Annotated in this window: 26 protein-coding genes; 10 read left to right on the forward strand and 16 right to left on the reverse strand. The window is 65.9% G+C overall.

Translation table 11 applies throughout. The features are described 5' to 3' along the window. Window positions 1–102: 102 nt before the first annotated feature. Window positions 103–288: a hypothetical protein gene (locus QTI24_RS10900; protein ID WP_286600346.1), complete on the forward strand. Its 186-nt coding sequence runs from the start codon at window positions 103–105 to the stop codon at window positions 286–288. Window positions 289–311: 23 nt separating this feature from the next. Here QTI24_RS10900 and QTI24_RS10905 read toward each other — a convergent pair whose 3' ends face one another. After that, window positions 312–623: a plasmid stabilization protein gene (locus tag QTI24_RS10905; RefSeq protein WP_286600347.1), complete on the reverse strand. Its 312-nt coding sequence runs from the start codon at window positions 621–623 to the stop codon at window positions 312–314. Window positions 624–813: 190 nt separating this feature from the next. Between QTI24_RS10905 and QTI24_RS10910 the strand changes: the two genes are divergently transcribed. Continuing rightward, window positions 814–1,587, forward strand: a complete 774-nt coding sequence (locus tag QTI24_RS10910) for an SGNH/GDSL hydrolase family protein (protein WP_286600349.1) — start codon at window positions 814–816, stop codon at window positions 1,585–1,587. 12 nt (window positions 1,588–1,599) lie between these two features. On the opposite strand, the gene QTI24_RS10915 is transcribed toward QTI24_RS10910, so the two are convergent. Further along, a complete protein-coding gene (locus QTI24_RS10915; RefSeq protein ID WP_286600351.1) occupies window positions 1,600–3,882 on the reverse strand; it encodes a helicase C-terminal domain-containing protein in 2,283 nt (760 codons plus the stop codon). 156 nt (window positions 3,883–4,038) lie between these two features. Next, a complete protein-coding gene (locus QTI24_RS10920) occupies window positions 4,039–4,518 on the reverse strand; it encodes a VOC family protein (RefSeq protein ID WP_286600352.1) in 480 nt (159 codons plus the stop codon). Window positions 4,519–4,679: 161 nt separating this feature from the next. Between QTI24_RS10920 and QTI24_RS10925 the strand changes: the two genes are divergently transcribed. Further along, a complete protein-coding gene (locus QTI24_RS10925; RefSeq protein WP_286600354.1) occupies window positions 4,680–4,958 on the forward strand; it encodes a DUF2164 domain-containing protein in 279 nt (92 codons plus the stop codon). Between the two features lie 27 nt (window positions 4,959–4,985). On the opposite strand, the gene QTI24_RS10930 is transcribed toward QTI24_RS10925, so the two are convergent. The 5 genes from QTI24_RS10930 to QTI24_RS10950 form a co-directional block, all read right to left on the reverse strand. Continuing rightward, entirely contained in the window at window positions 4,986–5,183 is a 198-nt protein-coding gene (locus tag QTI24_RS10930) for a hypothetical protein (protein ID WP_286600356.1), read from the reverse strand. A 134-nt stretch (window positions 5,184–5,317) separates the two neighbouring features. Continuing rightward, window positions 5,318–5,695 carry an SHOCT domain-containing protein gene (locus tag QTI24_RS10935; RefSeq protein ID WP_286600359.1) on the reverse strand — a complete coding sequence of 126 codons (378 nt, stop codon included), beginning with the start codon at window positions 5,693–5,695 and terminating at the stop codon, window positions 5,318–5,320. 35 nt (window positions 5,696–5,730) lie between these two features. Continuing rightward, window positions 5,731–5,952, reverse strand: a complete 222-nt coding sequence (locus tag QTI24_RS10940; RefSeq protein ID WP_286600361.1) for a LapA family protein — start codon at window positions 5,950–5,952, stop codon at window positions 5,731–5,733. 51 nt (window positions 5,953–6,003) lie between these two features. Beyond that, window positions 6,004–6,474: an SH3 domain-containing protein gene (locus tag QTI24_RS10945; protein ID WP_286600362.1), complete on the reverse strand. Its 471-nt coding sequence runs from the start codon at window positions 6,472–6,474 to the stop codon at window positions 6,004–6,006. Between the two features lie 17 nt (window positions 6,475–6,491). Further along, window positions 6,492–7,922 (reverse strand): basic amino acid/polyamine antiporter, encoded by a 1,431-nt coding sequence (locus tag QTI24_RS10950; RefSeq protein ID WP_286600364.1) that lies wholly within the window; start codon window positions 7,920–7,922, stop codon window positions 6,492–6,494. A 609-nt stretch (window positions 7,923–8,531) separates the two neighbouring features. On the opposite strand from QTI24_RS10950, the gene QTI24_RS10955 reads away from it, so the two are divergent. Then, window positions 8,532–8,774 (forward strand): YMGG-like glycine zipper-containing protein, encoded by a 243-nt coding sequence (locus QTI24_RS10955; protein WP_286600365.1) that lies wholly within the window; start codon window positions 8,532–8,534, stop codon window positions 8,772–8,774. Window positions 8,775–8,836: 62 nt separating this feature from the next. Here QTI24_RS10955 and QTI24_RS10960 read toward each other — a convergent pair whose 3' ends face one another. Next, window positions 8,837–12,430 (reverse strand): indolepyruvate ferredoxin oxidoreductase family protein, encoded by a 3,594-nt coding sequence (locus QTI24_RS10960; RefSeq protein WP_286600366.1) that lies wholly within the window; start codon window positions 12,428–12,430, stop codon window positions 8,837–8,839. Window positions 12,431–12,521: 91 nt separating this feature from the next. On the opposite strand from QTI24_RS10960, the gene QTI24_RS10965 reads away from it, so the two are divergent. Beyond that, window positions 12,522–13,025, forward strand: a complete 504-nt coding sequence (locus tag QTI24_RS10965) for an Lrp/AsnC family transcriptional regulator (protein ID WP_286600368.1) — start codon at window positions 12,522–12,524, stop codon at window positions 13,023–13,025. A 387-nt stretch (window positions 13,026–13,412) separates the two neighbouring features. Here QTI24_RS10965 and QTI24_RS10970 read toward each other — a convergent pair whose 3' ends face one another. The 3 genes from QTI24_RS10970 to QTI24_RS10980 all read right to left on the reverse strand — a co-directional run bounded on the left by QTI24_RS10970 (window position 13,413) and on the right by QTI24_RS10980 (window position 16,609). Then, a complete protein-coding gene (locus QTI24_RS10970; RefSeq protein WP_286600369.1) occupies window positions 13,413–13,712 on the reverse strand; it encodes a hypothetical protein in 300 nt (99 codons plus the stop codon). A gap of 104 nt (window positions 13,713–13,816) precedes the next feature. Beyond that, the gene (locus QTI24_RS10975) at window positions 13,817–15,076 is read right to left on the reverse strand and encodes a porin (protein WP_286600370.1); all 1,260 of its coding nucleotides are present in this window, start codon (window positions 15,074–15,076) and stop codon (window positions 13,817–13,819) included. Between the two features lie 237 nt (window positions 15,077–15,313). Then, complete coding sequence (locus QTI24_RS10980) at window positions 15,314–16,609, reverse strand: Nramp family divalent metal transporter (RefSeq protein WP_286600371.1); 1,296 nt, start codon at window positions 16,607–16,609, stop codon at window positions 15,314–15,316. 158 nt (window positions 16,610–16,767) lie between these two features. On the opposite strand from QTI24_RS10980, the gene QTI24_RS10985 reads away from it, so the two are divergent. Next, window positions 16,768–17,769 (forward strand): SDR family oxidoreductase, encoded by a 1,002-nt coding sequence (locus QTI24_RS10985; protein WP_286600372.1) that lies wholly within the window; start codon window positions 16,768–16,770, stop codon window positions 17,767–17,769. Here the strand turns inward: QTI24_RS10985 and QTI24_RS10990 are convergent. Continuing rightward, window positions 17,744–18,697: a YihY/virulence factor BrkB family protein gene (locus tag QTI24_RS10990; RefSeq protein ID WP_286600373.1), complete on the reverse strand. Its 954-nt coding sequence runs from the start codon at window positions 18,695–18,697 to the stop codon at window positions 17,744–17,746. The genes QTI24_RS10985 and QTI24_RS10990 overlap by 26 nt on opposite strands. A gap of 121 nt (window positions 18,698–18,818) precedes the next feature. Beyond that, entirely contained in the window at window positions 18,819–19,706 is an 888-nt protein-coding gene (locus QTI24_RS10995) for a LysR family transcriptional regulator (protein WP_286600375.1), read from the reverse strand. 134 nt (window positions 19,707–19,840) lie between these two features. On the opposite strand from QTI24_RS10995, the gene QTI24_RS11000 reads away from it, so the two are divergent. The 3 genes from QTI24_RS11000 to QTI24_RS11010 all read left to right on the forward strand — a co-directional run bounded on the left by QTI24_RS11000 (window position 19,841) and on the right by QTI24_RS11010 (window position 22,506). Beyond that, window positions 19,841–20,599, forward strand: a complete 759-nt coding sequence (locus QTI24_RS11000) for an SDR family oxidoreductase (protein ID WP_286600376.1) — start codon at window positions 19,841–19,843, stop codon at window positions 20,597–20,599. Window positions 20,600–20,688: 89 nt separating this feature from the next. Beyond that, window positions 20,689–21,168 carry an FKBP-type peptidyl-prolyl cis-trans isomerase gene (locus QTI24_RS11005; RefSeq protein WP_286600378.1) on the forward strand — a complete coding sequence of 160 codons (480 nt, stop codon included), beginning with the start codon at window positions 20,689–20,691 and terminating at the stop codon, window positions 21,166–21,168. A 267-nt stretch (window positions 21,169–21,435) separates the two neighbouring features. Next, window positions 21,436–22,506 carry a pirin family protein gene (locus tag QTI24_RS11010; protein ID WP_286600380.1) on the forward strand — a complete coding sequence of 357 codons (1,071 nt, stop codon included), beginning with the start codon at window positions 21,436–21,438 and terminating at the stop codon, window positions 22,504–22,506. Between the two features lie 9 nt (window positions 22,507–22,515). On the opposite strand, the gene QTI24_RS11015 is transcribed toward QTI24_RS11010, so the two are convergent. Continuing rightward, window positions 22,516–23,415, reverse strand: coding sequence for a LysR family transcriptional regulator (locus QTI24_RS11015; protein WP_286600382.1), 900 nt, complete (start codon window positions 23,413–23,415; stop codon window positions 22,516–22,518). Between the two features lie 70 nt (window positions 23,416–23,485). Here QTI24_RS11015 and QTI24_RS11020 point away from each other — a divergent pair, with 70 nt between their 5' ends. Further along, entirely contained in the window at window positions 23,486–24,484 is a 999-nt protein-coding gene (locus QTI24_RS11020) for a bile acid:sodium symporter family protein (RefSeq protein ID WP_286600384.1), read from the forward strand. 101 nt (window positions 24,485–24,585) lie between these two features. On the opposite strand, the gene QTI24_RS11025 is transcribed toward QTI24_RS11020, so the two are convergent. Then, window positions 24,586–25,587: an aldo/keto reductase gene (locus tag QTI24_RS11025; RefSeq protein ID WP_286600387.1), complete on the reverse strand. Its 1,002-nt coding sequence runs from the start codon at window positions 25,585–25,587 to the stop codon at window positions 24,586–24,588. Window positions 25,588–25,687 lie beyond the last annotated feature (100 nt).

The following is a 25,687-nucleotide window of genomic DNA, read 5'->3' on the forward strand; positions in this document are numbered from 1 at the left end:
AGCCACGGATTCTGACGCAGCGTGACGCCCGCGCGCATGAGTAGTTGGCTCTATCCGTCTCAGGCCCTAGGATGGCTCCATAGCCCCCGATGGAGTTTCGACATGAGCAACGAGCTGCGCAACAAGCTGCACGAGCTGCAGGAGCTTTCGAACAACGCCGCCGACCCGCAGACCCGCGCGATCATCGAGGCGCTGCGGCTGCAGACCGCGATCCTCAACGAGCGCCTGTTCCGTATCGAGCTTCAGCTCGGTGATATGTCCAAACGCCTGGATGCCGATCCGGCCTGACCCGGCGGCGCGAAGCGAGGGGCTCAGCCCCGGTGCTCGGCGTTGCGCTTGCGGGTGGCGGCTGCCTTCTTCGCCGAAGCGGATCTTTCGGCCGCGCTGCGTGAGGCGGAGGCCGCACCGCCGATTCGTCCGCCCTTGTGGGCCGGCGCATGGTTCTCGGCCTTGCCGCGGCCGGAGCCGCTCTTCTTGCCGCCGCCGGTCTCGGCATTCACCGTGGCCCACGCGCGCCGTTCCGCTTCGCTCTTCGCGACGCCGCGATGCTCATAGCCTTTTTCGATGTGCTCGGCCTGGCGCTTCTGCTTGCCCGTGTACGACGACTTGTCACCTCTTGGCATGGTGATGCTCCTTCTATCGTTGGATGCTGGAATGCCCATGTTTCGCAGCCCGCGCGCGAGACGGGTAGGAAGAGACGGGCGTTGTTCGTCAGTACACGCTTTCATGGCTCGCATGCTGGCCGTTCGGCCGCTTCCTACAGGCGGTTGTACTCGCTACCTTTACGCTTGAGACATTCGACGAGGAGCCAGCGTGAAACGCCAGAAGAACATCGCAGCTTTCGCAGGCCTGTCCGTGCTGGTCGGCATTGCCGCGGCGACCGCTGGCTATGCGGCGCTCCGGCTGCGGCAATCGGCGAGGCTGGCCCACAAGGGTCACGCCTTCGACAGGCTTGCGCAGGCTGAAGGCGCCCGGCTGCTGGTGGTCGGCGACAGCACCGCCAAAGGCACGGGCGCCAGCACGCCGGAGTACAGCCTGCCGGGGCTGCTGTGCCGCGCCAACCCGTCGCTCACCGTGGTCAACCGGGGGCATGACAGGGCGCGCTTCGAAGACTTGCTCGCGCAACTGGAGGGGGACGAGCGCTTCGATGCCGTGCTGATCCTCGGCGGCGCCAACGACTTGCTCCGCATGACACGCGACGCCGCCTTGCGCGACAGCATCCGGCGCGTGGCCCAGCGCGCGCGGGTGCGCTCCGACCTGGTGGTCTTCATGCCGCCGGGCAACATCGGGAATGCGCCCTTCTTCCTTCCGCCGTGGAACTGGTGGATGAGCTACCGCTCGCGCAGGCTGCACGCCATCGTCTCGCAAGAGGCGCAGGCCAACGGCGCCCTCTTTGTGTCGCTCTTCCGGGACCGCGACGGCGACCCCTTCGCGCGCCATCCCCAGCGCATGAACGCGCGCGACGGGCTCCATCCCAGCGATGCGGGCTACGAGCTTTGGCAGCGCGAGCTCGAAGCGCAGGTGCAGTTGTCGGCCAAGCTCCGCAAGATCGGACGCAGCGCGGCGGCGCGCGGGTCCGCTTTCTGAGGCCGGCCCGTCCTACCGCTGCGCCGCGAACAACGGCTGCACTTCCCACCACGCGGGCAGCAATGCGCGGATCTCCTGCCGCGCAAAGCGGTCGTCCAGCAGGTACAGCACGCCAGCATCGGTTTCGGTGCGAATCACGCGGCCGGCCGCCTGCACCACCTTCTGCAGGCCGGGATAGACGTAGGTGTACTCGTAGCCGTCGCTGAACAGCGCATGCATGCGCTCGCGCATGATCTCGTTCGGCTCGTTGTACTGCGGCAGGCCCAGGCTGGCGACGAAGGCGCCGACGAGCCTGTCGCCCGGCAGGTCGATGCCCTCGCCGAAGGCGCCGCCCAGAACCGCAAAGCCGATGCCCTGCCCGCCGGCGATGAATCGGGCGAGGAAGGCATCGCGATCCGCCTCGCGCATGCCACGTGACTGCGACCATGCCGGAATCTCCGGATGCCGGTGCGCAAAGGCGGCCGAAGCACTGGCCAGGTAGTCGAAGCTGCTGAAGAAGGCAAGGTAGTTGCCCGGCCGCCCGGCGAACTGGCTCGCGATGATGTCGGTGAGCGCCGTCAATGAACGGCCGCGGTCGCGGAAGCGGGTCGATACGTCCATCGCGACGCGCACCGTCAATTGCTCGCTTCGGAAGGGCGAGCCCACGTCGAGCGTGGCCGTGTCCGCCGGCAGACCCAGCGTGTCTCGATAGAACGAGAAGGGTGCGAGCGTGCCTGAGAAACAGGCCGCCGAGTTGCAGTCCGCGAAGCGGCCCTTCAGGAAGGGCGCGGGCACGAGGTTGCGAATGGCAAGCGTTCGCGCGCCGTCTTCGCCCACCGTGCATTCGAAGACCGAATGCTTGCCGAAAGAATCGGCGAGCCGACTGAACTGGAGCAGGTCGAAGAAGCACTGCTGCAACAGGCCCTGCGCATCGTCGGGCCGCGCCGTGAAGTGCTCGGCCATCGCCGCGACCACGTCCTGCAGGGCACGCGTGAAGCGCTCCGGGATCTCGTCGCGCGCCTGGTAGGCGGCGACCTGATCGCGCTGCAGCAGTTGCCATTCACGCTGCAACTGGCCGAGGGCCTTCTTGATGAAAGGCGGTGCCTTGCCGCGCACGGCCTCCACGCCCTGCGTCTCCACTTCCGCGGAATACATGCCGCGCGCGCGGTCGAGAAGGTTGTGCGCCTCGTCGACCAGAAGCGCGACGCGCCAGTCTTCTTCCTTCATCAGCCCGAAGAGGAAAGCACTGCCGTCGAAGTAGTAGTTGTAGTCGCCGACGATCACGTCGCTCCAGCGCACCATCTCTTGAGAGAGGAAGTAGGGGCAGACCTCGTGCGTCAGCGCGATGCTGCGCACTGCCGCCCGATCGAGCCATGCGCTTCGCGCGGCTTCGCTGCGCGCCGCAGGCAGACGGTCGTAGAAGCCCCGCGCCAGTGGGCAGGCTTCGCCGTTGCAGGCGCGGCCGGGATATTCGCAGACCTTCTCCCGCGCGGCGAGTTCGAGCACGCGCAGCGGCGCAAGTTCGCGGTCCAGCGTGCGCAGGGCGTTCAGCGCAATCGACCGGCCGGAGGTCTTCGCGGTGAGGAAATAGATCTTGTCGAGTTGGCGCCCGGGCCGGGCCTTGAGCAGCGGAAAGAGCGTGGCCACCGTCTTGCCGATGCCCGTGGGCGCCTGCGCCAGCAGGCAGCGTTGAGAGACAGCCGAGCGGTACACGGCCTGCGCCAGATCGCGCTGGCCCGCGCGGAATTCGCCATGAGGAAAGCTCAGCGCGCCGAGTGCCTCGTCGAGGCCCGCGCGGTGTGCGGCCTCCTGCTCGGCCCACGCGAGAAAGCCGCTGCAGAGCAGTTCGAAATGCTGGCGAAGTGCGTCGCGGGTGCAGGCCTCTTCAAGCACCACTTCCCGTTCCGTGCCCAGGTCGAAGTAGACGAGCGCCACCTCGACCTGTTCCAGCGCATCGCGCTCGCACAGCATCCAGGCGTAGGTGCGGGCTTGCGCCCAGTGCAGCGCGCGGTGATTGGCCTTGATGGCTTCGAAGTCGCCGCGAAAGGTCTTGATCTCCTCGACGCGCCGGCCATGCGTGTCGTAGCCGTCGGCGCGTCCTCGCACGTGCAGGTGCTCGTGGCGCGACGAGAGGGCGATTTCGCTTTCGTAGCCCGAGCCTCGGCGCGCCTGCACCAGCCGATGCCCAGCCTGTCCCTCCTGCGCGCTCGGCGCGGGGACGAAGCGCAGATCCAGGTCACCCGCCTTCGCGCCGAAAGCGCAGAGCGTCTTGACGGAAACGGTGAACGCTGGGGATGATGAATCTGCGGACGCCATGAGGATGGATGAATGAGAGGCGCAGCCCCTTGGCTCCAGTGCGTCGGACACTGGATGAACGCACACATGTTAGCGGGGCTGTGAAGTTGATCGAAGGCCCGCTCGGGCGAGCCTGAGGGCAACGACGATGTGCGCCCGTCAACTTGAGGACAAGTTTCAGCCCCGTCGTGCCGCTTCTATCGCGGCAATGTCGATCTTTCTCATGGTCATCATCGCGTCGAACGCGCGCTTGGCCGCCGCGCGATCGGGGTCAGCTATTGCCGCGGTGAGGGCGCGCGGGGTGATCTGCCATGACAGGCCCCACCGGTCCTTGCACCAGCCGCACTCGCTCTCCTGGCCGCCATTGCCGACGACCGCGTTCCACAGGCGGTCGGTTTCGGCCTGGTCGTCGGTCGCGATCTGAAAGGAGAAAGCCTCGTTGTGCTTGAAGTGCGGACCGCCGTTCAGCCCGAGGCAAGGGATGCCGGCGACAGTGAACTCGACCGTCAGCACATCGCCCTGTTTGCCATCGGGATAGTCGCCCGGCGCGCGGTAGATGGTGCCGACGGCGCTGTCGGGGAATGTTTTGGCATAGAAGTTTGCGGCGTCGACGGCGTCGCGGTCGTACCACAGGCATATCGTGTTCTTGCTGGTCATTCCGGATCTCCTGAAGAGTTGAGGATCTGGCATCCGCCGTCACGGTCAAACAGCGCCCATCCTCCTCGTCGCGGGATCTCGGTCTGTCGGATGAGACTGATACCGTTGTACGGCACGGCAGAATCGGCTGCAACCTGCATGCAATCCTGGAGAGGCGCGCCATGACCATTGAGCTGAGCAAGGAAGCACGGAAGGAAGCCATTGCCTCCATCGAGAGGTACTTCCGCGAGAACATGGAGGAACCCATCGGCAACATTGCTGCTGGCGCTCTACTTGGGTTCTTCCTGGAAGAAGTGGGTCCGGCAATCTACAACCGGGCCGTGGCCGAAGTACAGGAAAGGCTCCAGGCCAGGGTCTCGGAACTGGACATCGAAGTCCATGAGGACGAGTTTCAGTACTGGCGCAAGTACGAGCACAAGGGGCGGTCGCAGAGGTCATGAAGTTCGACCCGCTGCCCCCGGTTTGCCTTACCTGACCGCTTCGCCGACGGGAATCCCGTAGCCGTTGCGATAGGCGCCAAGCACCAGCCCGCGCACCGTGTCTTTGGGGCTGGCCGTCACGAACCTGTTTTCTGCCGTCTTGTAAACAACGATGGTGCTGCGGCTGCTCCTGCTGAGAGTGCGTGCGACCCCGGTGGCTTGGCTGGATGTCTGGTACGTGTTCATACTTTCGACCTCATTGGATGAGGCGATAGTAGCCCAAACGTATTCAAATGTAACGTCGACGTGCGAAAAACGTACTCCCTCGTGTATTTGTCACAACAGCCCATGGCCGGAACGGTAGCGCAGCAACTCTGGCCTCAGGACAGTGCCTTGGCCTTCAATCTTGCGAACTCGTCCTGATTGATCGTTCCCGCATCGAGCAGCGCCTTGGCATCGGCAATCTGTTCGGCCGGCGCCTTGCCGGCCACCTCGCGGATGTAGGCATCGGCGTCTGACTTGGCACGCTGCAGACTGGCGCGCTGCCGCTCTGCCATGCCTCGACCCCGCGCAATGATGTAGACGATGGCCGTGAGGCCGGGGACGAAGATGAGGCCGATGATCCACAGCACCTTGAATCCGCCACCCAACTCCGAATCGCGGAAGAGGTCCCCGATGATCTGGAACAGGATGAGCAGATAGACGATGAGGACGAAGGTCGACAGCAGCAGTTGAATCAAGTCCCAGAAATTGCTCATTTGACTTCCTTTGAATTTGTCGATGAAGGTGAACGTTATCGTGCAGTGGCCTTGTTCGTCCATGTGCGCATGAGCCCGAAGACGGAGCCGCCCGTGAACATGCCAAGCACATACACGATCAGAACAAGAACCGAGGTCGGGAGCGTGACGCTCATGTTGAACAGAGAGACCGTCGCAGTCTCCATGTTCTGGACTTTGAACAGCAGGACGACGCCAGCGAGGATCACGATCAGCGCGATGTACAGATAACGGGTCATACGGCTCGCTCCATGAGAAGTGGAAGGGTTGAAGGTATCGATGAAGCACACTCAGCCGCTGGGCGGCCTGCCCGGCGACGCTGGTGGCTGCCGCGAAGGCTGCATGCCGGGCCGCCATGCCGGTGGCGATGGCGGCGGCCCGAATGAAGGCGCCGCCCACCAGTTGATCCAGTTCGAACGATCGGCGTACCACGGGCGGCCGCGATAGTGCTGGTCCCAGTAGCGCTCGGGCGAGAAGCGCACGATGGGTGCCCGGCCTCGAACAGAATTGGACAGATAGCGCGCATCGACCCATCCACGGTTGCGGCCCGAACTGACATCGCACCACCTCCAGCCGTTGGTGCAGCCCATCACCCTGACGGGGGCTCGAGCAGGCAGCCAGGTCACCAACGGGAAGGCGCGGTCCGGTCCGCTTCTCATGTTGACCGCCTGCAGTGTCATTGCGTTCATTGCGAGCGCCGGGAGAGGCAGCAGCAAGAGCAGCAACGCAGCGGCATGGCGCGAGGGGTTCGACATCGACATTCGCATTCCTTGCGGCTCTACACGGTGATCGCGCCGGAACCGAGCGCGATCAGTGCGGCGATCGCAGCCACGATCAGCACTGCGAAGACCATCAACTCGTGCGTTGTGAAAAGCCGCTCCTTCTGCTCACGCCGGGCGATGAAATAAAGGATCGTTCCGGGCGCATACAGGACCGCCGCCAGCAACACGAACTTGAGGCCGCCCGCGTAGAGCATGCCGATGGCATAGACCGTCGCGATGGCGCCGCGCACCCCATCTGCGGTTCGGGCGCGTGCGTCCGCCTGGTAGGTCTCACCTGTCCACGCAAGCTTCAGCCCATAGGCCGCGACGAGCAGGTAGGGGATGAGTGTCATCGAGCTCGTCATCTTCAATGCCAGCGTGAAGGCGTATTCGGCAAACCAGGTCACGAGCAGGAACAGCTGGATCACGATGTTCGACAGCCACAGCGACGCGACAGGAACCTTGTTGGCGTTCTCGCGCGCCAGGAAGGCCGGCATGACCTTGGCATTCGCCGCGGAGAACAGAACTTCGGCCGCGAGCAAGGACCACGACAGATAGTTGCCGAGGATGGAGATCAACAGGCCGATGCTGATGAAGACCAGGCCCCACGGTCCGACGATGGACGCCATCACGCCGGCCATCGCGGGTGTGGGGAGTGCCGCGAGGTCAGGGCGCAGCAGCACACCATAAGACAGGATGGTGACGAGCACGAGCAGGCAAAGCACACCGAGAAATCCAAGCACGGTGGCTATGCCTACATCCTCTCGGTTCTTCGCGTAGCGCGAGTAGACGCTTGCCCCTTCGATTCCGACGAAGACGAAGACGGTCGCCAGCATCGTGCCGCGCACCTGGCTGGCCACACTGGACACGGTTGGTTCTTCGCTGCCCCAGAAATTGAGCGCAAAGATGTCCGCCTTGAAACCGAAGATGGCGACGACGATGAAGATGACGATCGGAACCATCTTCGCGACCGTGGCAATGGAGTTCAGCGCCGCTGCCCCTTTGATGCCGCGCAGGACCAGGATATGCACGCCCCACAGAAGCACCGACGCAGAGACGATCGCCGCCGCCGTCGAGCCGTCACCGAAGGCCGGGATGAACTGCCCCAGCGTTGCCTTGATCAGGATCAAGCAAGCGGTGTCGGCCAGGCATGCACCGATCCAGTAGCCCACTGCCGCTGCAAAGCCGAGGTAGTTGCCGAACCCGGCCTTGGCATAGGCGTAGATGCCGGAGTCGAGGTCGGGCCGCCGCTGAGACAAGGTCTGGAAGACGAACGCCAGCATCAGCATGCCGGTCCCGGCGATGGTCCATGCAACCAGCGCACCCACAACGCCGGTCGAACGGCCGAAAGCCGCCGGCAGCGCAAAGATGCCGGCACCGACCATCGAGCCGACGACGAGGCCAACAAGCGCACCTCGCGAGAGTGTCTGGTCCTCCGGTGTGGTCATGCCAAGTCAGCGCTGCGGACACTCATTCGAAGCCATGGAATCTCCTCTTTTTCTTGAATCGATTCGCCTTCGCGAACGAGGATCAGTGGGTGGTCGGCCTTTGTCAATAGCACCATCGGGCACTTGTTCCCATCGCACCGGAGCGGCGGCCACCTGGAGTTGGCAGAAGAGAGGAACGGCGTCAAACTGTGCGTCCTCTTCTCTCGCACAAGGAGCAAGCCAAATGAAAAGGCCTCTTCGATCAGTGATGAAAGTACTGCTAGCTGTCGGCGCCACAGTGGGCGCAACTAGCACCTTCGCTGCAAGTGACCTCGATCGATGCAACGATCCCCGCGTCGATCGAACGGCTTGTTTGCGCGAAGCGGCGGCGGCGCAAGATGCAAAGAGCCGGGGCAAACTCAATAGCACTGGAGGCTACGACGAGAACGCGTTGGCGCGTTGCCAGCGTCAGCCGGCGGGCACTGCCCGTGACGCGTGCGAGAAACGCGTTACGGGCGCAGGCGACACGCAGGTTCGAGGAAGCGTGCAAGGCGGCGGCACGATCCGTCGCAATGAAATGCAGGTACCCGCATCGAAGTAGCCGGTGCTCCAAATCGTAGAAGGCTGACCATGAAAAAACTCGCATGGATGACAAGTGTCGCGGCCCTCACGCTCCTGGCGAGTTGCGTGGACATGACGCCGCAGCAGCAAGGGACGATGAGCGGCGCGGCCATGGGCGCTGCGGGCGGCGCAGGCATCGCGGCAATCGCCGGGGGCGACGCATGGACAGGAGCCGCAATCGGTGGCATTGCCGGCGCAATCGCCGGAAATATCCACGGCGGCAGGCAGCAGCAGCAATGGCAAGGCTGGTGAAGGACGTGAACGCAGAGCGGGTCGTGGCGTAGCCCCGCGCGTGAGGCGACGCACCGGGCAATTCAGTTCGTCGCGACAACCGCAATCCCGCGGATCTGCCCGGCCTTCGCTTCCGTGGCCGGCCTCGGGTAGCGGCCGGGCGAGAAGCGGTGCATCAGCTCGGCTTCGCGGCCGCGCGCGAGTGCGAGATTGGCCAGCTTCACGTGACCGTAGCCGCGGATCGTCAGGGGCACGGCGGCGATCTGCGCCGCGAGCTTCTGGTTGTCGGGCGACAGCTCGGACATCAACTCGTCGAGCCGCGCATCGAGCTGGTCGATCAGCGAGCGCTCCAGCCGGCGTTCCGCTGTGTGTCCGAAGAGATCGAGGGCCGTGCCGCGAATTCGCTTGCCGTGGGCGAGCCACTTCATGGCCGGAAGCATCCACGCGCCGAGGCGGATCTTGACCGGCGGCTGACCGTCCTTCGGCCGAGACAGCAGAGGCGGTGCCATGTGGAACTCGAGCCGGATGTCGCCTTCGAACTGCTCCGCGAGCTTCTCGCGGAAGCTGCCGTCGCTGTAGAGGCGCGCGACCTCGTACTCGTCCTTGTAGCTCATGAGCTTGAGCAGGCTGCGCGCTGCGTTGCGCGTGACTGGCAGGCTCGCGTCGCCACCGGCAAGTGCCGCTTCGCGCTGCAGGAGGGTGCGCACGCGCGCCTCGAAGCGTTGCGCCCAGGCTGCGTTCTGGTAGCCGGTGAGGTGCTGGCGTCCGCGCGCGATCAAGGCCTCCAATGATTCATCCTGCATGTTGGATGCGGTCGCGCTCCGCAATCCCTCGATCGCCTGCGGTGCGCCTGCGGCAAGCCGGCCGAGCGAAAAGGCCATGAGGTTCGCAGCGACCGCGACCCCGTTGAGTTCGATCGCGCGCGTCACCGCCTCCAGGCTCAGCGGGACCAGCCCGCGCTGCCACGCATAGCCGGTCGCGAGAATGTTCGACGCCAGCGTGTCGCCGAGGAATTCCTCCGCCATCGTCTGCGCATCGAAGGTCTCGACCTGGCTCCTGCCCGCAACGAAGCGCATCTTCTCCAACAGCAGTTCGACCTTGAGATCGGCGTCCGGATTGCGCAGCGACTCGGCCACCGGAATCTCGTGCGTGTTCGCGAGGATGCGGGTGCGTCCATGCCGCACAGTCTGCAGTGCATCGGGCGAAGCGCCCACGACGATGTCGCAGGCCAGGATCGCATCGGCCTGCTGGGTGTCGATGCGCACCTGGTTCAACCGCTCGGGCGTATCGGCCAGGCGCACGAAGCTGAGCACCGCGCCGCCCTTCTGCGCGAAGCCCATGAAGTCCAGCACGCTGGCCGACTTGCCTTCGAGGTGCGCGGCCATCGCGATCACCGCGCCCACGGTCACGACACCGGTGCCTCCGACGCCGGTGACGAGCAGGTCATAGGGCGCGTCCCATGTGCGCGAGGCCGGGCGCGGCAATGCGGCCACATGCTGCAGGAAGGCCTCGCGGCCGGCGGCCAGTGCGCCACTCTTCTTGCGCAGCGCGCCGCCGGTCACGCCGACGAAGCTGGGGCAGAAGCCCTTCGCGCAGGAATAGTCCTTGTTGCAGCTCGTCTGATCGATCTTGCGCTTGCGGCCGAGGTCGGTTTCATGCGGCAGTACGGCCACGCAGTTGCTCTGCACGCTGCAATCGCCGCAGCCCTCGCAGACCGCCTCGTTGATGAACAGGCGCTTGGGCGGATCGGCCAGCTCGCCCTTCTTGCGGCGCCGGCGCTTCTCGGCCGCACAGGTCTGTTCGTAGATCAGCACCGTCACGCCGGGGATCTCGCGCAGGCGGCGCTGCACCGCGTCGAGTTCGCTGCGGTCGTGGAACTCGGTGCCGGCCGGGAACTTGCCCTTGATCGCCGCGTACTTCTCGATCGCATCGCTGACGACGATCACCTGCTTCACGCCTTCGGATTCGACCTGCCGCGCGATGGCATCGACGCTGATGATGCCGTCGACCGGCTGTCCGCCGGTCATCGCGACCGCGTCGTTGAACAGGATCTTGTAGGTCAGCGTCGCCTTGGCCGCGACAGCCTGCCGGATCGCGAGATAGCCCGAGTGGTAGTAGGTGCCGTCGCCGAGGTTCTGGAAGACATGCGGGGTGCGCGTGAACATCGAGTGCGAGACCCAGTCGACGCCCTCGCCACCCATCTGGATCAGGCCCGCCGTGCTGCGGTCCATCCAGTTGGCCATGAAGTGGCAGCCGATGCCGGCGCGCGCCGTCGAGCCTTCGGGCACCTTGGTGCTCGTGTTGTGCGGGCAGCCGGCGCAGAAGTACGGCAGGCGCTTGACCGAATCGCCGTCGTTGCTCAGCAGCTCCGGCGGCGTGAAGTCGCGCACGTGCTGGAAGTGATCACCGAGCTCGGCGTTTTCGGGAAAGTGCACCGAGAGCCAATGGGCCACCAGTTCGATCAGCCGCGATGGCCGCAGCTCGCCGAGCGCCGATACCAGCGGCCGGCCGTCGCGGTCGTGCTTTCCGACCAGCGCAGGTCGCGCACCGGACGGCGCGTTGTAGAAAAGGTCGCGCAACTGACTCTCGACGATCGCGCCTTTCTCCTCGACGATCAGGATCTCGTCGAGGCCCTGCGCGAAGGCCTGGATGCGGGTCTGCTCGATCGGAAAGCTCAGGCCCACCTTGTAGAGCCTGACGCCGACGCGCGCGAGACTCTCCGGCGTCACTTCGAGACGGCGCAGCACTTCCATCAGGTCGTAGTGCCCCTTGCCGCAAGTCACGATACCCACCTTCGCATTCGGGCTCTCGATCACGTGACGATCGATGCTGTTGACGCGCGCAAACGCAGCCACCGCCTCCAGCTTGTCGGCCAGGCGCGATTCGATGCGCAGCGAAGGCAGGTCGGGCCAGCGGTAGTGCAAGCCATCGGCCGGCGCGCGATGGCCAGTGGCGGCGCGCACCGTGTCGGCATCCGCCCACGCCGCGATTCGCGCGTCGATCAGATCGAGGTCCACCGTGCCCGCGCTCTCGACCACTTCGGACAGCGCCGCCATGCCGACCCACGCACCCGAGAAGCGCGACAGCTCGTAGCCGTACAGGCCGAACTCCAGGTACTCGGCGACGCTCGCCGGTTGCATGACGGGCATGCTCCAGGCGACGAAGGCGTGATCGCTCTGGTGCGGCATCGAGGAAGAGACGCAGCCGTGGTCGTCGCCCGCCACCACCAGTACGCCACCCTGCGGCGACGAGCCGTAGGCATTGCCATGCTTGAGCGCATCGCCGGCGCGGTCCACGCCCGGGCCCTTGCCGTACCACATGGCGAACACGCCCTCGACGGTGCGTTCGGGGTCCGACTCCACGCGCTGCGTGCCGAGCACCTGCGTCGCCGCCAGTTCCTCGTTGATCGCCGGCACGAAGCGAATGCCCGCATCCTTGAAGCGAGGGCCGGCTTTCCAGATCGCCTGGTCGACCATGCCGAGCGGTGAACCGCGGTAGCCGCTGACAAAGCCCTGGGTGTCGAATCCGCGGGCCGCATCGCGCTGGCGCTGCATCAGCAGCACGCGCACCAGCGCTTGCGTGCCGGTCAGGAAAACGGCGCCGGAGCGAGCCCAGAGGCTGTCGGCAAGCTGATACGCGGGGCGCCGGATGGGAGAAGGAGTCTCGATCGAGTTCATCCGAGAATTGTTCTCCGCCCACGGGAGGAATATCCTCTGCAATGCACCCGAAACGACCCTAGTTCCGAGAATTTCATTCTCGCAGAGCCCCATGAATGACGATTCCATTCCTCTCGACAACTACTCGCTGCGGATCCTGCTGGAACTGCAGCGCGACGCGCGACAGACGGTGCAGCAGATCGCCGACAAGGTCGGCCTCTCGTCCACGCCCTGCTGGCGCCGCATCAAGGAGATGGAAGCCGCGGGCGTGATTCGCGGCTACACCGTCGTGGTCGACCGCGAGAAGGTCGGCCTCCATATCGCCGCGGTGACGGAAGTGAATCTCGACCGGCACAACGAATCGAAGGTGCGCGACTTCGAAAAGGCCGTCGAAGCGAGCCCGGAGATCGTGCGCTGCGTGTCGGCCACCGGCCCGGCCGACTACATCCTCACGGTGCTGGTGCCGGACATCAAGCACTACGAGAAATTCCTGCACACCACCTTGTTCGAACAGGCCGGCGTCACCCACGTGCGCTCGGCGATCGTGCTGCGGGAAGTGAAGACCGAAGGGAGCCTGCCGGTCGACTTCGGGCCGGCCCGGCGTTCGCGCGCCTGAACGGTGGCAGGCTCGGAGTGCTGCCATCTCCGCGCTTCGGTAACGCCACGGGCAAGTGAGTTACCGCTTGCATCTCGCTGTGGAAAAGAAAGTAAGCGACGCACCAACGTGGCGTGCTGCGCTGCACTGTCCTGACGCACATAAAGTGTGCCGTTCCCAATGAAGAAAGGGCGTTGTGCACTGCACCAAAATGCGAAAGTCAAGGCTTTGTTGTCCCCTTGGCCGGTGCATGACTCTGTGGATAACCCACTGAGCATCTCGCCGGAGCCGCATCCGGCTTGGCTTTCATTGCGGTGCTCACCGAACAAGCAGGGAGCATTCGCTGCTCAAGTTTTTTGACCCGACTGCCAAGCCTCGCAGGCCCGAGTTTTCGCGGCGCATGGTTTCTTAGTCCAAGGACGAATTCCGATACTCGCCCACCATCGTGCGTTGGAACTCGTTCACTGGAATCAGCTTTTCGCCCAGATCGGCAAATCGAACGCGGATGTGGGAATGTTCGCGGACCCAGCATCCGCGAGAAGCTGAGCCATCCCACAGCGTCAGGTAGCAAACCCGGCTTGCGGCAGGGCATCCGTCTTGCGCGTCGGTCAACTGCAACATCTGGAACAGGGTGCCGTTGGCCACGAACAAGACGCTTGGCTGCACGTCGCAGCCGAGGACGGATATGCATCCGAAGAGCGCGGCCACAGCTGAGGATATCGTCATGCGAGACCTCCTAAGCTGTCCGTCCGTGGAGGTTCAATTGAAGACCCCGGAGCCGTCTGCGTCAACTCTCAAGATGATGAGCAAGGTCAAAAGGAGTGACGCAGACCGAGGTCGTAGCCGTACGACTTGTCCGGCACCGGCGCGAAGCCGGCGATTGGCGCGGTGTAGTAGGCCGGGCCCCCGACCGTCAGGGCGGCGCCGTTCTTGTTGCTCAGGTAGGCGAACGTCGCGTACACGGCCGTGCGCTTGGAGAAGTTGTACACGTATCCGATCGCGAACTTGTCGGCCTCCGGGTTCGGGTTGAACCCGAAGAAGTCCGTGTTGACATTGTTGTACCTGACCGCGGAATACGAGACGCGGATCAGGTCGTACCCGACAACGGGGATCGTCGCGCCGATCAGCAGACCGTCGAATCCCGGCCTGGTGGTACCGAAGGGATTGAAGGCGTTGGTCGCGAAGCTGGTGTCCATCTTGTTGTTCGAGTACTCCCCGAACAGCTTGACCACGCCGAAGTCGTAGGTCCCGCCAATGCTCCAGATATTGATGTTGGACGTCGTCCCGAGGTAGAAGTTGGATCCGACGGTGCTTTCGCCATACGCCAGCGCCACATCCAGCGGGCCGTTGTTGTAGCCGACGCGGCCGCCTATGTATCGGCCAGCGCGTGCGTCGTCGGCGACGGATGCCAGCGACGGATCGGCGACGATCGCAGCGACACCGGGAGGCGTCAGGCCGCCCGGGTCGTAGCGGGTCGATTCGTTGAAGGCATACATGAACTGGCCGTAGAAGCCGCCGAGCTTCGGCAGGAAGTAGCCGATCGAGTTGCTGGAGCGCGAATACTGTCCGTTCGTCCAGCCGCTCCTGACGCTTCCGGGCGAAGTCTGCCCGCTGGCGGTGCTGATCAGGCTCGTGCCGACGCCATTCACGCCGAACGGATCGAAGAGGTTGTCGTTCCAGTAGGTCGGCGTGTAGTCGCGGCCCAGGCGAATCTCGCCGAAGCCGCCCTCGAGACTCACGGTCGACCGGCGGTTGAACTGCAGGCCACCGTTTGAACTGACGCCTGTACCGTCGTCGGAATTGATGCCGGCTTCGAGCCAGAAGCCAGCAAGCAGACCGCCGCCGAGGTCTTCCGTGCCCTTGAAGCCGAGCCGGCTGGAGTTGTAGGCGGAATTGGTCAGAAGGGTCTGTTTGGTCGTGATGGTCGTGCCGAACGGGCCCTGAGCCTGGTTCCAGTAACTGCTGACGCCGGTATCCACGATACCGAACAGCGTGACGGTGGATTGAGCCGAGGCTGTACCGATGCTCATCAATGCGGCCAGAGGCATCATCGCTGCTACGTATTTCTTCATCGCCCATCTCCTGAGGCTGACCAATGACCGAAGTCACCGTAGAGCGCGGAGATTACAGCAATAGGACGCGAAGGATCACATGGCCTGCGGCTTTCTTGTCTGTGCCCGGGTTGCTTGCGCGCTCGCGCGCGCCCCAAACGATCCTTTCTTGGACGCACACTCGTCCACCCCAACGCAACCCCAAAGGCCCGATATGAGGGCCGAGAATCGGACATTCGCTGGCTTCGTTGGATCACCTCACCCGACGGAAACCACCCCCAGCGCCACAGAAGCCGTCGCCATCGCCGCCGTCGCGAGCCATCCCAGCACCTTCCACTTGCGCGGCAGCACCATCTCTCGCATCACCTTGCGGCTCGACGCCGCGATCATCACGGCCGCCATCACCGGCACGGAGATGACGGCGTTGATCACCGCAGCCCAGTAGAGCGCCGAGATCGGGTTGATGCCCGACACGCTGACCGCGACGCCGATCGCCATGGCGGCGGCGAGGATGCCGTAGAAGCTGCGGCCCTGCGCCAGCGTCAGGTCCAGCCCCTTGCGCACATGGAAGTAGCTCGCCACCGCCTCCGCCGCGGATCCCGCGAGCACCGGCAGCGCCAGCATGCCGGTGCCGATGATGCCGAGCGCGAAAAGCAGGAAGGCCGCATCGCCCGCAATCGGGCGCAGCGCTGCAGCGGCTTGCTCGGTGGAGTCGATCTGGGTCTGACCGTTGGCATGCAGCGTCGCCGCCGCGGCGGTGATGACGAAGAAGGCGATGAGATTCGAGAAGCCCATGCCCACCGCCGTGTCGATGCGCAGCCGGCGCAACTGGCGCCGTGCCTGCTCGGGTGCGACACGCAGCGGACGGTCTTCGGGCACACGCTTGATGTCCTGCACTTCCTGCGAGGCCTGCCAGAAGAAAAGATAGGGGCTGATGGTGGTCCCGAGGATGGCGACGACGGTGGTCACGTACTCGCGGCTCCACTGGAAGGAGGGCGCGAACACGCCCCGCATCGCTGCGCCCCAATCCACGTCGACCGCGAACACGACGCCCACGTAGGCAAAGAGCGACAGCGTCAGCCACTTGAGCACGCGCACATAGCGCTCATAGGACATGAAGACCTGCAGCAGCAGCGAGACGACACCGAAGCCCGCCGCGTACCAGGCTCCGTGTCCGTGCAGCACGAGTGCGGCCGAGGCGCCCATGGCGCTCAGGTCGGCGCCGAGGTTGATCACGTTGGCGACCAGCAGCAGCAACACCAGCGAGGCGACCATCCATCGCGGGCAGAAGCGCGCGAAGGTCTCGGTGAGGTTCTTGCCGGTGACTCGGCCGATGCGCGCGCTGGCGAGCTGGATGCCCATCATCAGGGGATAGGTGATGAGCAGCGTCCACCCCACGCCGTAGCCGAACTGGGCGCCGGCCTGCGAATAGGTGGCGATGCCGCTCGGGTCGTCGTCCGCCGCGCCCGTGATGAGGCCCGGCCCGAGCTTGGACCACCAGCGCTCGCTGGTCTGCGGGGTACGGCCGGGCGCGCTCGTCGAAGGGGTGCTCATGGAGGGGAGACGTTGCCGCGACGACGCATGGCGCCACATAGGTGCGGGCCCCGGCGCGCTGTGGGACGTCATCGACGTCTGCGCGGCGGATGCGGCCTTGGATGACATGGCGCGCCGCGGCGGCTGCCTACGGTGGGGCATCAACCCAGGAGCAGCCCATGACTTCATCCCATGACCCGTCGAACACGGACGCCGGCGACGTCGCGGTCCAGCACCGCAAGGTGCAGCGTGAGCAGGACGCCAAGGACCGCGCCGCCAAGCCCAACGTCAGGAGCGAGAAACCGGTGCAGGCCGGCCATCGTCCCGAGCCCGAAAACCCGATGCCCACGCAGCATCTGAAAAAGCCCGGCATCGAAGCCGACATGGATCTGCAGCCGCGCTTCAAGGCGCCGGGCTATCTCGGCAGCGGCAAGCTCAACGGCATGGTGGCGCTGGTGACGGGCGGCGACTCGGGCATCGGCCGGGCCGTGGCCCTGCTGTATGCGCGCGAGGGCGCCCAGGTCGCGATCGTCTACCTGCAGGAAGAGCAGGTGGACGCCGACGAAACCAGGCGCTGCATCGAGGCCGAGGGCCAGCACTGCGTGCTGATTCCCGGTGACGTGCGAGACCCCGCGTTCTGCAAGCAGGCGGTACAAGAGACGCTGCAGGCTTTCGGGAAGCTGGACATCCTCGTCAACAACGCCGCATTCCAATTGCATGCCGCCTCGATCGAGGACATCACGGACGAGCGGCTCGACCTCACCCTGCGCACCAACGTGATGGGCTACTTCCAGATGGCGCGCGCGGCGGTGCCGCATCTTCCGAAGGGCGGCTCGATCATCAACACCGGTTCCGTGACGGGGCTCGAAGGGAGCGCGCAGCTGCTCGACTACTCGACCACCAAAGGCGCGATTCACGCCTTCACGAAGTCGCTCGCGAGCAACCTGCTGGACAAAGGCATCCGCGTCAACGCGGTCGCGCCTGGCCCAGTGTGGACGCCGCTGAACCCGGCCGACCGCTCCGGCGAGGAGGTGAAGGACTTCGGCAAGCACACCGACATGAAGCGCCCGGCCCAGCCCGAGGAGTTGTCGCCGGCCTACGTGTTCCTGGCTGCGCCGTGCTGCGCGAGCTACATCACGGGCATCGTGCTGCCGATCACAGGGAGCGTGGGCGCGGTGTAGCGTGGGGCGGGGTTGGGATGCGATCGGTGCCGGCCTCGGCCTCTTTCGCCATCACCTTGGTGGCCACGACGGCCTTTGCGCCGGCGACCGAGCCGTGCTCGTTGGCATACACCTTGGTGAACTCGGCCCCCAGCAGGAAGATCTGCGCCGCGTAGTACACCCACGCGAGCAGCACGACGAGCGATCCCGCGGCGGCAAAGGATTCGGTGACGCCGCTCTTGCCGAGATAGAGGCCGATCAGCAGCTTGCCGATCTCGAAGAGCACCGCTGTCACGGCGGCGCCGATCCACACGTCGCGCCACGCGATTGGAGCGGTCGGCATGAACTTGAAGATCATCGCGAAGAGCAGCGTGGTGATCGACAGCGACACCAGGATATTGAGCCCCTGCAGCAGCAGTTCCCAGGCCGGCAGCATCCCGCCGGCCCAGGTGCCAACGGCCGCGACACCCGCGCTCACGATCAGCGACACCATCAGCAGGAAAGCCAGCCCCAGGATCAGCCCGAAGGACAGCAGCCGCGCACGCAGCACGGCCCAGACGCCCGAGGGCTTGTCCTTCTCCGGCACGTGCCAGATGCGGTCGAGCGCACTCTGCAGTTCGGCAAACACCGTCGTGGCGCCCACCACCAGCACGACGACGCTGACCACGCCGGCAATCAAGCCTCGTTCGGGCTCGCTCGCACTGCGCACCAGCCCCTGGACCGCGATCGCGCCCTCGCGGCCGATCAGCCCCGTGAGCTGGGCGACGATCTCACCCTGCACCGCCTCGCGGCCGAAGAGCGCGCCCGCGATCGCGATGACGATCACCAGCAGGGGCGCCAGCGAGAACATCGTGTAATAGGAGATGGCTGCGCCCATGCTCGGCGCCAGGTCGTCGACCCAGGCTATCGCGGCCTTGCGGCAGAGGTCGAAGAGATGCTTGGGCTTCATGGCGGGCGTGCGAAGTCGAGAGCGCCAATGTCGCTCCGGCACGCACCGCTGTCATGCGCCAAGTTTGCATGTTGGAGTAGGCGCCGGCCCACTCCTCGATGCCGCGCGCCGGGCGATCGGCTCAGCCCAGGACGCGAATCAGCTCGTCGTAGACCAGCCGCACTCTTGCCGGCACCGGCGTGCGCTGCGAGCGGTAGACGTACATGGGCCAGGGCTCGGGCGCATCGGCGTCGAGCACGGACACGAGTTCGCCGGACTTCAAGCCTGGTTCCGCCAGCGACGCGACCAGTTGCCCGAAACCCAGGCCGGCGAGCACGGCGGCGCATTCGGCATCGGTGTCGTCGGTGATGAAGGCCGCGGGCGGCATGGTCATGTGCCGCCCCTTGCTGAAAAGCCAGGGCCACGGGCGGCCGGAGTTGCCGTCGATGAGCGCGGTCAGCGGCAAGGCGGCGAGCGCATCGACGTCCTTCGGCGTGCCGACGCGGGCGATCAGCGAGGGCGCGGCCACCACCTTGAGCGGCACCTTGCCCACTGGCCGCGCGACGAAGCGACTGTCACGCAACGGGCCGACACGCACGCCGACGTCGATCTGCTGGTCGACCACGTCGGCCAGCTGCTCCGAGAGGCGCAGGTCCAGCGTGAGCCCCGGATGCGCCGCCAGCATCGGCGCCAGCGCTTGCGGAAGCCGGCGCCGCCCGAGTACGCCGGGCGCGGTGACACGCACGACGCCCGCGTGCTGCGAGAGCGCACGGCGATCGATGCGATGGAAGAGTTCATCCACGCCGCCGACCGCCACCCGCGCGCGATCGGCCAGTTGGCGCCCGAAGTCGGTGAGCTGCACGCCGCGGGTGCTGCGGTGGAAGAGCGGTTCGCCCAGTTCTTCCTCCAGCTCGCGCACGGCTCGCGTCACGACCTGCGGCGAGACGGAGAGCCGGATGGCAGCATCGCGGAAGTTCACGGAATCGGCGGCCGTGCAGAACACGCGAAGGGCTTCGAGGCGGTTGGACATGAGGGAGTCGGGTCGAGATGTTTGGCGATCGGTGTTCCGTAGTTGGGAATTCTGAACTCGCCAGAGTTCCATATACGGAAACGCCCGGATTTTCCACACTGACGCCATCCCTTCAACCACCCCGAGGAACCGTCATGAATTCAATCATCGAGAACAACATCGCCGGCAAGGTCGCCATCGTCACGGGCGCGAGCAGCGGGCTCGGCGAATCCACCGCGCGGCACCTGGCCGCTCGCGGCGCCAAGCTCGTGCTCGCGGCTCGCCGCACTGACCGGCTCGACAAGCTGGTCGCCGAGATCCGTGAGTCCGGCGGTGAAGCCATCGCCGTAGCCACCGACGTGTCGAAGCGCGCCGACCTCGAAAAGCTGGCCGCATCGGCCGTCGAAGCTTTCGGCCGCATCGACGTGCTGGTCAACAACGCGGGCGTGATGCCGCTTTCGCCCATCGAGAAGCTCAAGGTCGATGAGTGGGACCGCACCATCGACGTCAACATCAAGGGCGTGCTTTACGGCATCGCGGCCGTGCTTCCGCGCATGACGGCGCAGGGCAGCGGTCACATCATCAATATCGCCTCGGTCGCGGGCCTGAAGGTGTTCACGCCCATCGGCACGGTCTATAGCGCGACCAAGTTCGCGGTGCGCGCGATTTCGGAAGGATTGCGCGCCGAGACGGGCCACGGCATCCGCGTGACCATCGTGTCGCCGGGCGCCGTGGAGTCCGAGCTGCAACTCGGCAGCAGCGACGCCGAAAGCGCCGCGGGCGTGAAGGCTTTCTACGACGCCAACCAGATTCCGGCCGACTCGGTGGCCCGGGCGGTGGTCTATGCCGTCGAGCAGCCGGCGAACGTGGACATCAACGAGATCGTGCTGCGCCCGGTGACGCAGGACTTCTGACCCGCGACGCATCGTTGGGTGTGCTGCGCAGGGGGCTCCAGGAGCCCCCTGCGCGGCATCGCCGCGCTTCCTTTATGCTGCGCGACGATATGAAGATCCAAAAAGACTCCGTCGTCACCCTGCGCTACAAAGTCGCTGACGCCACCACCCAGAAGCTGATCGAAGAGAGCCGCGACCCCATGGTCTATCTGCACGGCGGCTACGACAACACTTTCCCGAAGATCGAGGCAGCCCTCGATGGCAAGGAAACCGGCTTCCAGACCACGCTGAACCTGCAGCCCGAGGACGCCTTCGGCCCTCGCGATGAGTCGCTGGTGCGCACCATCCCCAAGAGCGACTTCCCGCCCGGCGTGAAGGTGGGCGGCCAGCTCGAAGGCCGCAACGACCAGGGCGAGCCGCAGGTGTTCAACGTGATGAAGATCAAGGGGCCGCAGGTGATTCTCGACGGCAACCATCCGCTGGCGGGCAAGGCGCTGAAGTTCAGCGTGACCGTGACCGGCGTGCGCGCAGCGACCGAGGAAGAGGTCGCCCATCGCCATGTGCATGGCGAGCACGGGCACCACCACTAGGCCATTGAGTCGCTGGTAGCGCGCAGTTCCTCCGCCAGCGCGACGGCGCGGCCGAATTCCTGGCAGCGGGGTGAGCGCCTTGTAGGCGATCGCCCTACATCGAACACAGCCGTGCCCTTCAGGACCGAAACTGGCGGGCACCACTGTTGCGCGCGCAAGACGACTGCGTTCCACGGGCGGCCCTTTCGTGGCTCGCCGCCGGCCCCATATTGGAAAGACGCGCCCCGTCGTATCGAACAGGGCAACTCACAGGAAAAAGCCCCCGCCATGACCACCGCCAGACCCATCCTCCAGATCAAAGCCCTCGGGTTCCCTTGGGAGACGATCGATCCGTTCCTGTTCTGCGCCTATCACGACGACGCCTACCCGCGCGCCAACGCGCAGATGGGGCCGGATGCTCCGCTGGCGGGCCGCGACCTGGGCCAGGACTTCAGCCGCAAGGACGGCTGGAGCATGTACCACGGCACCACCGTGCCGGGCTTTCCGGGGCATCCGCACCGCGGCTTCGAGACAGTGACCATCGTGCGCAAGGGGTTGATCGACCACTCCGACTCGCTCGGAGCGGCGGCGCGCTTCGGCGGCGGCGACGTGCAGTGGCTCACCGCCGGCAAGGGCATCGTGCATTCGGAGATGTTCCCGCTCCTGGACGCGGGCGCGCCCAATCCGCTGGAGCTGTTCCAGATCTGGCTCAACCTGCCGGCACGCAGCAAGATGGCGGAACCGCATTTCACGATGTTCTGGTCGGAGGACGTTCCGCGCTTCACCGCGACGGACGCCAGCGGCCGCAAGACCGAAGTGGCGAGCATCGCGGGTCGGATCGGGCCGGTGGACGGCGCGCCGGGCGAAGGCGGGCCGCTGGCGCCGCCGCCGGATTCGTGGGCCTCGCAGCCCGACGCCGACCTCGCGATCTGGACGATCAGGATGGAACCCGGCGCGCGTTGGACGCTGTCAGCCGCGACGGGCGAGGGCACACGCCGCAGCCTCTACTTCTTCAAGGGCCGCACGGTGTGTGTGGCGGGCCAGGTGGTGGACGGCCACGCGGCGATCGAGCTGCGTGCCGATGCCGCCGTGGAACTGATCAACGGCGACGAGGTGGGCGAGTTCCTCGTGCTGCAGGGCCGCCCGATCGGCGAGCCGGTGGCGCAGTACGGCCCCTTCGTGATGAACACGCAGGCCGAAATCGCGCAGACCATGGCCGACTACCGCCGCACCCAGTTCGGCGGCTGGCCGTGGCCCGACACGGCACCGGTGCACGGGCGCGACCCGGCACGCTTCGCGCGGCATCCGGGCGGGCGCGAGGAGCGGCCCGAGGGCGCGGCCGAATCGAAGCGCGCCTGATCCGTCGGTTCAGCGCTCGCGGCGCTGGGCGGCCATCTCCCTGATCAGGCTCCATACGCGCTGCGCCAGCGGCGACGGCGCGCGGTTTCGCCTGTGCACCAGCATGATCGTTCGCTGCACCTTGGGCAGCAGCGGCCGCACGACCAGCGCCTGCAGCCCCGCCGGCGGCATCGCAAGCGCCGGCATGACGCTGATGCCGATGCCCTGTTCGATCATGCGGAACACCGTCGCCGGATGGCCGACCTGCTGCCGCACCTCGCAGCGCGAGCCGTGCTGAGCCAGCGCCTCGTCGATGAGGCGCCGGCTGCCGGAGGCATGGTCGAGCAGCACCAGCGGCTCGCCGTCGAGCGCCGACCAGCCCACCGTCCGCTCGCCGGCCAGCCGGTGGTCGGGCGGGATCACCAGGCAGAAGGGATCGTCGAGGATGGCCTCGCCCTGCAGGTCGTCGGTGGGGGGCGGTTCGACCAGCACACCGAAATCGACCTCGCCCGCGAGCACGCTGTCGAGCGCGGTCTGCTGCATGCGGTCGAGCAGCAGGAAGTCGATGTCCGGATCGCGACGCGCGCACTCGGCGATGCAGGCCGGAATGAGATTGGCCGAGAGCGTCGGGCTGCTGGCCACGCGGACCTTGCCGCGCCGCGCGCCGGCCATGCCGTGGACTTCGGCCAGCGTCTGGTCCAAGTCGTCGAGCACCCGGTCGAGCCGCACAGCGAGCGACTGGCCCGCATCGGTCAGGACGACTTCGCGCGTCGTGCGGTCCAGCAGTTTCAGGCCGAGTTGCGACTCGAGTTCGACGATGGACCGGCTGACCGCCGGCTGGGTCAGGCCGATCTGGTCACCCGCCCGGCTGAAATTGCAGGTTTCGGCGACGGCCTGGAAAACGCGAAGCTGGCGCAGGGTGACATTCATGCACCAAGATCATAAAACTATCAAATGAATCCATTTCTCTTTTGAATCACGAGACGGTCCAATCCGGCCCATGTCTCGTTCACGCTATCTCCCCGACAACTTCACCCTGTCGCTCGTCGCCGTCGTCGCGCTGGCCAGCCTGTGGCCAGCCAGCGGCGGGACCGCACATTTCTTCGAGCAGTTCACCATGGTCGCGATCGGCCTGCTGTTCTTCCTGCACGGCGCCAAGCTGTCGCGCGAGGCGGTCCTCGGCGGCATCACACACTGGCGGCTGCACCTGATGGTGTTCGCCAGCACCTTTGTCCTGTTTCCCCTACTGGGCCTGCTGCTCAAGCCGGTGCTGACGCCGCTGGTCACGCCAGAGCTGTACACCGGCGTGCTCTTCCTGTGCGTGCTGCCGGCGACGGTGCAATCGGCCATCGCCTTCACCTCGATCGCGCGCGGCAACATCCCGGCCGCGGTGTGCAGCGCATCGGCCTCCACGCTGCTCGGCGTCTTCGTGACGCCGCTGTTGGTCAGCCTGCTCGTCGTGAAGCACGGCGACGCGGGCGCGTCGCTCGGCGCGATCGGCCGCATCCTGCTGCAGCTGATGGCGCCCTTCGTCGCCGGCCACCTGCTGCGGCCGTGGATCGGCGGATGGGTGAAGCGCCGCGCGGCGGTGCTCACGCTGGTCGATCGCGGGTCCATCCTGCTGGTGGTCTACACCGCCTTCAGCGCAGCGGTGATCGAGGGCCTGTGGAAGGAGATTCCGCCCTCCGCGCTGGTGGGCCTGCTGGCCGTGTGCGCGATCCTGCTCGCCCTGATGCTGGTCGTCACCACCTGGGCCGGCCGCAGCCTCGGATTCGACAAGGCCGACGGGATCACGATCGTGTTCTGCGGCTCCAAGAAAAGCCTGGCGAGCGGCATCCCCATGGCCAAGGTGCTCTTCGCCTCGCACGCCGTCGGCGCGATCGTGATGCCGTTGATGCTCTTCCATCAGATGCAACTGATGGTCTGCGCGGTACTGGCACAACGCTACGCGCGCCGCCAAGCCGCCCTGGAGCCCTCCACGGCCAAGAGCCTAGCCTGATCGGAAAACACCGCGGAACCGGCTTTGCCGGGCCGCTGGTGTTGCCCCCGGTGAGGGGGGTGGCGTAGCGACACGAAGTGCGCGAAGCCTGGGGGAGAGGCCTACCGCGGCGCGTCGCCCTTGCGGTACTCGGCGGTGAGTTCGTCAAGGCGCTGCTTCAGGCCTGCATCCAGCTTGTACTCCGCAGCAGCCAGCGTCGCATCCAGTTGCTCCGGACGGCTTGCGCCGAGCAGCGGCGCGGTGATCAGCGGGTTCGCCATCACCCATGCGACGGCCAGCGTCGCGAGCGGCACGCCGGCCTCTTCCGCCAGCTTGTGCAGCTGCGTGACGGTCGCGAAGCTGCGCTCATTCCAATAGCGGTCCTGATACATCGCGCCGGCCGTGCCGAGCGTGAAGCGAGTGTTGTCTTCCGGCTTCGCGCCGGGTTGGTACTTGCCGGTCAGCAGGCCGCCCGCGAGCGGGTTGTACGGGATCACGCCCAGCCCCTCTTCGCCCGCCAGCGGCAGCAGCTCGCGCTCGATCTCACGGAACAGCAGGCTGTAGCGCGGCTGCACCGACACCAGCCGCGTGAGCTTGTGCAGCTCGGCGCGGCCGATGGCGCGCGCCAGGCGGTACGCGAGGAAGTTCGACACGCCGATGTAGCGCGCCCGGCCGGAACGGACGATCACGTCCAGCGCTTCGAGGCTCTCGTCCAGTGGCGTCTCGCGGTCATCGTGGTGCAGCTGATAGAGATCGACGTGATCGGTCTGCAGCCGCTTGAGCGAGGCATCGATCGCATCCAGCAGATGCTTGCGCGATGCGCCCTGGTCCCAGGTGTTCGGGCCGACCTTGCCCACTGCCTTGGTCGCGACGATGTAGCGGCTGCGACCCTTGGCACGCAGCCAACGGCCGATGATCTCCTCGGTGCGACCGGTGGTGCCGACGGTGCCGCCGAGCGGATACACGTCGGCTGTGTCGAGGAAGTTGATGCCGCCTTCAGTCGCCTTGTCGAGGATGCTGTGCGACACCGCTTCATCGGTCTGCAGGCCGAAGGTCATGGTGCCGAGCGCCAGGCGCGACACGGTGAGGCCGGTGCGGCCAAGGCGGGTGGTGGGAATGCTCATGAAAAGACTCCGATCGCTGCTGGGCGGAGGGGCATCATAGTCAGCGGCGCGATTTCCGGTACGGCGCGCAGGGGTTCGGTTGATCTCGCATCGAGGAAGC

The organism is Variovorax sp. J22P240 (assembly GCF_030316855.1).
GTDB lineage: Bacteria > Pseudomonadota > Gammaproteobacteria > Burkholderiales > Burkholderiaceae_C > Variovorax.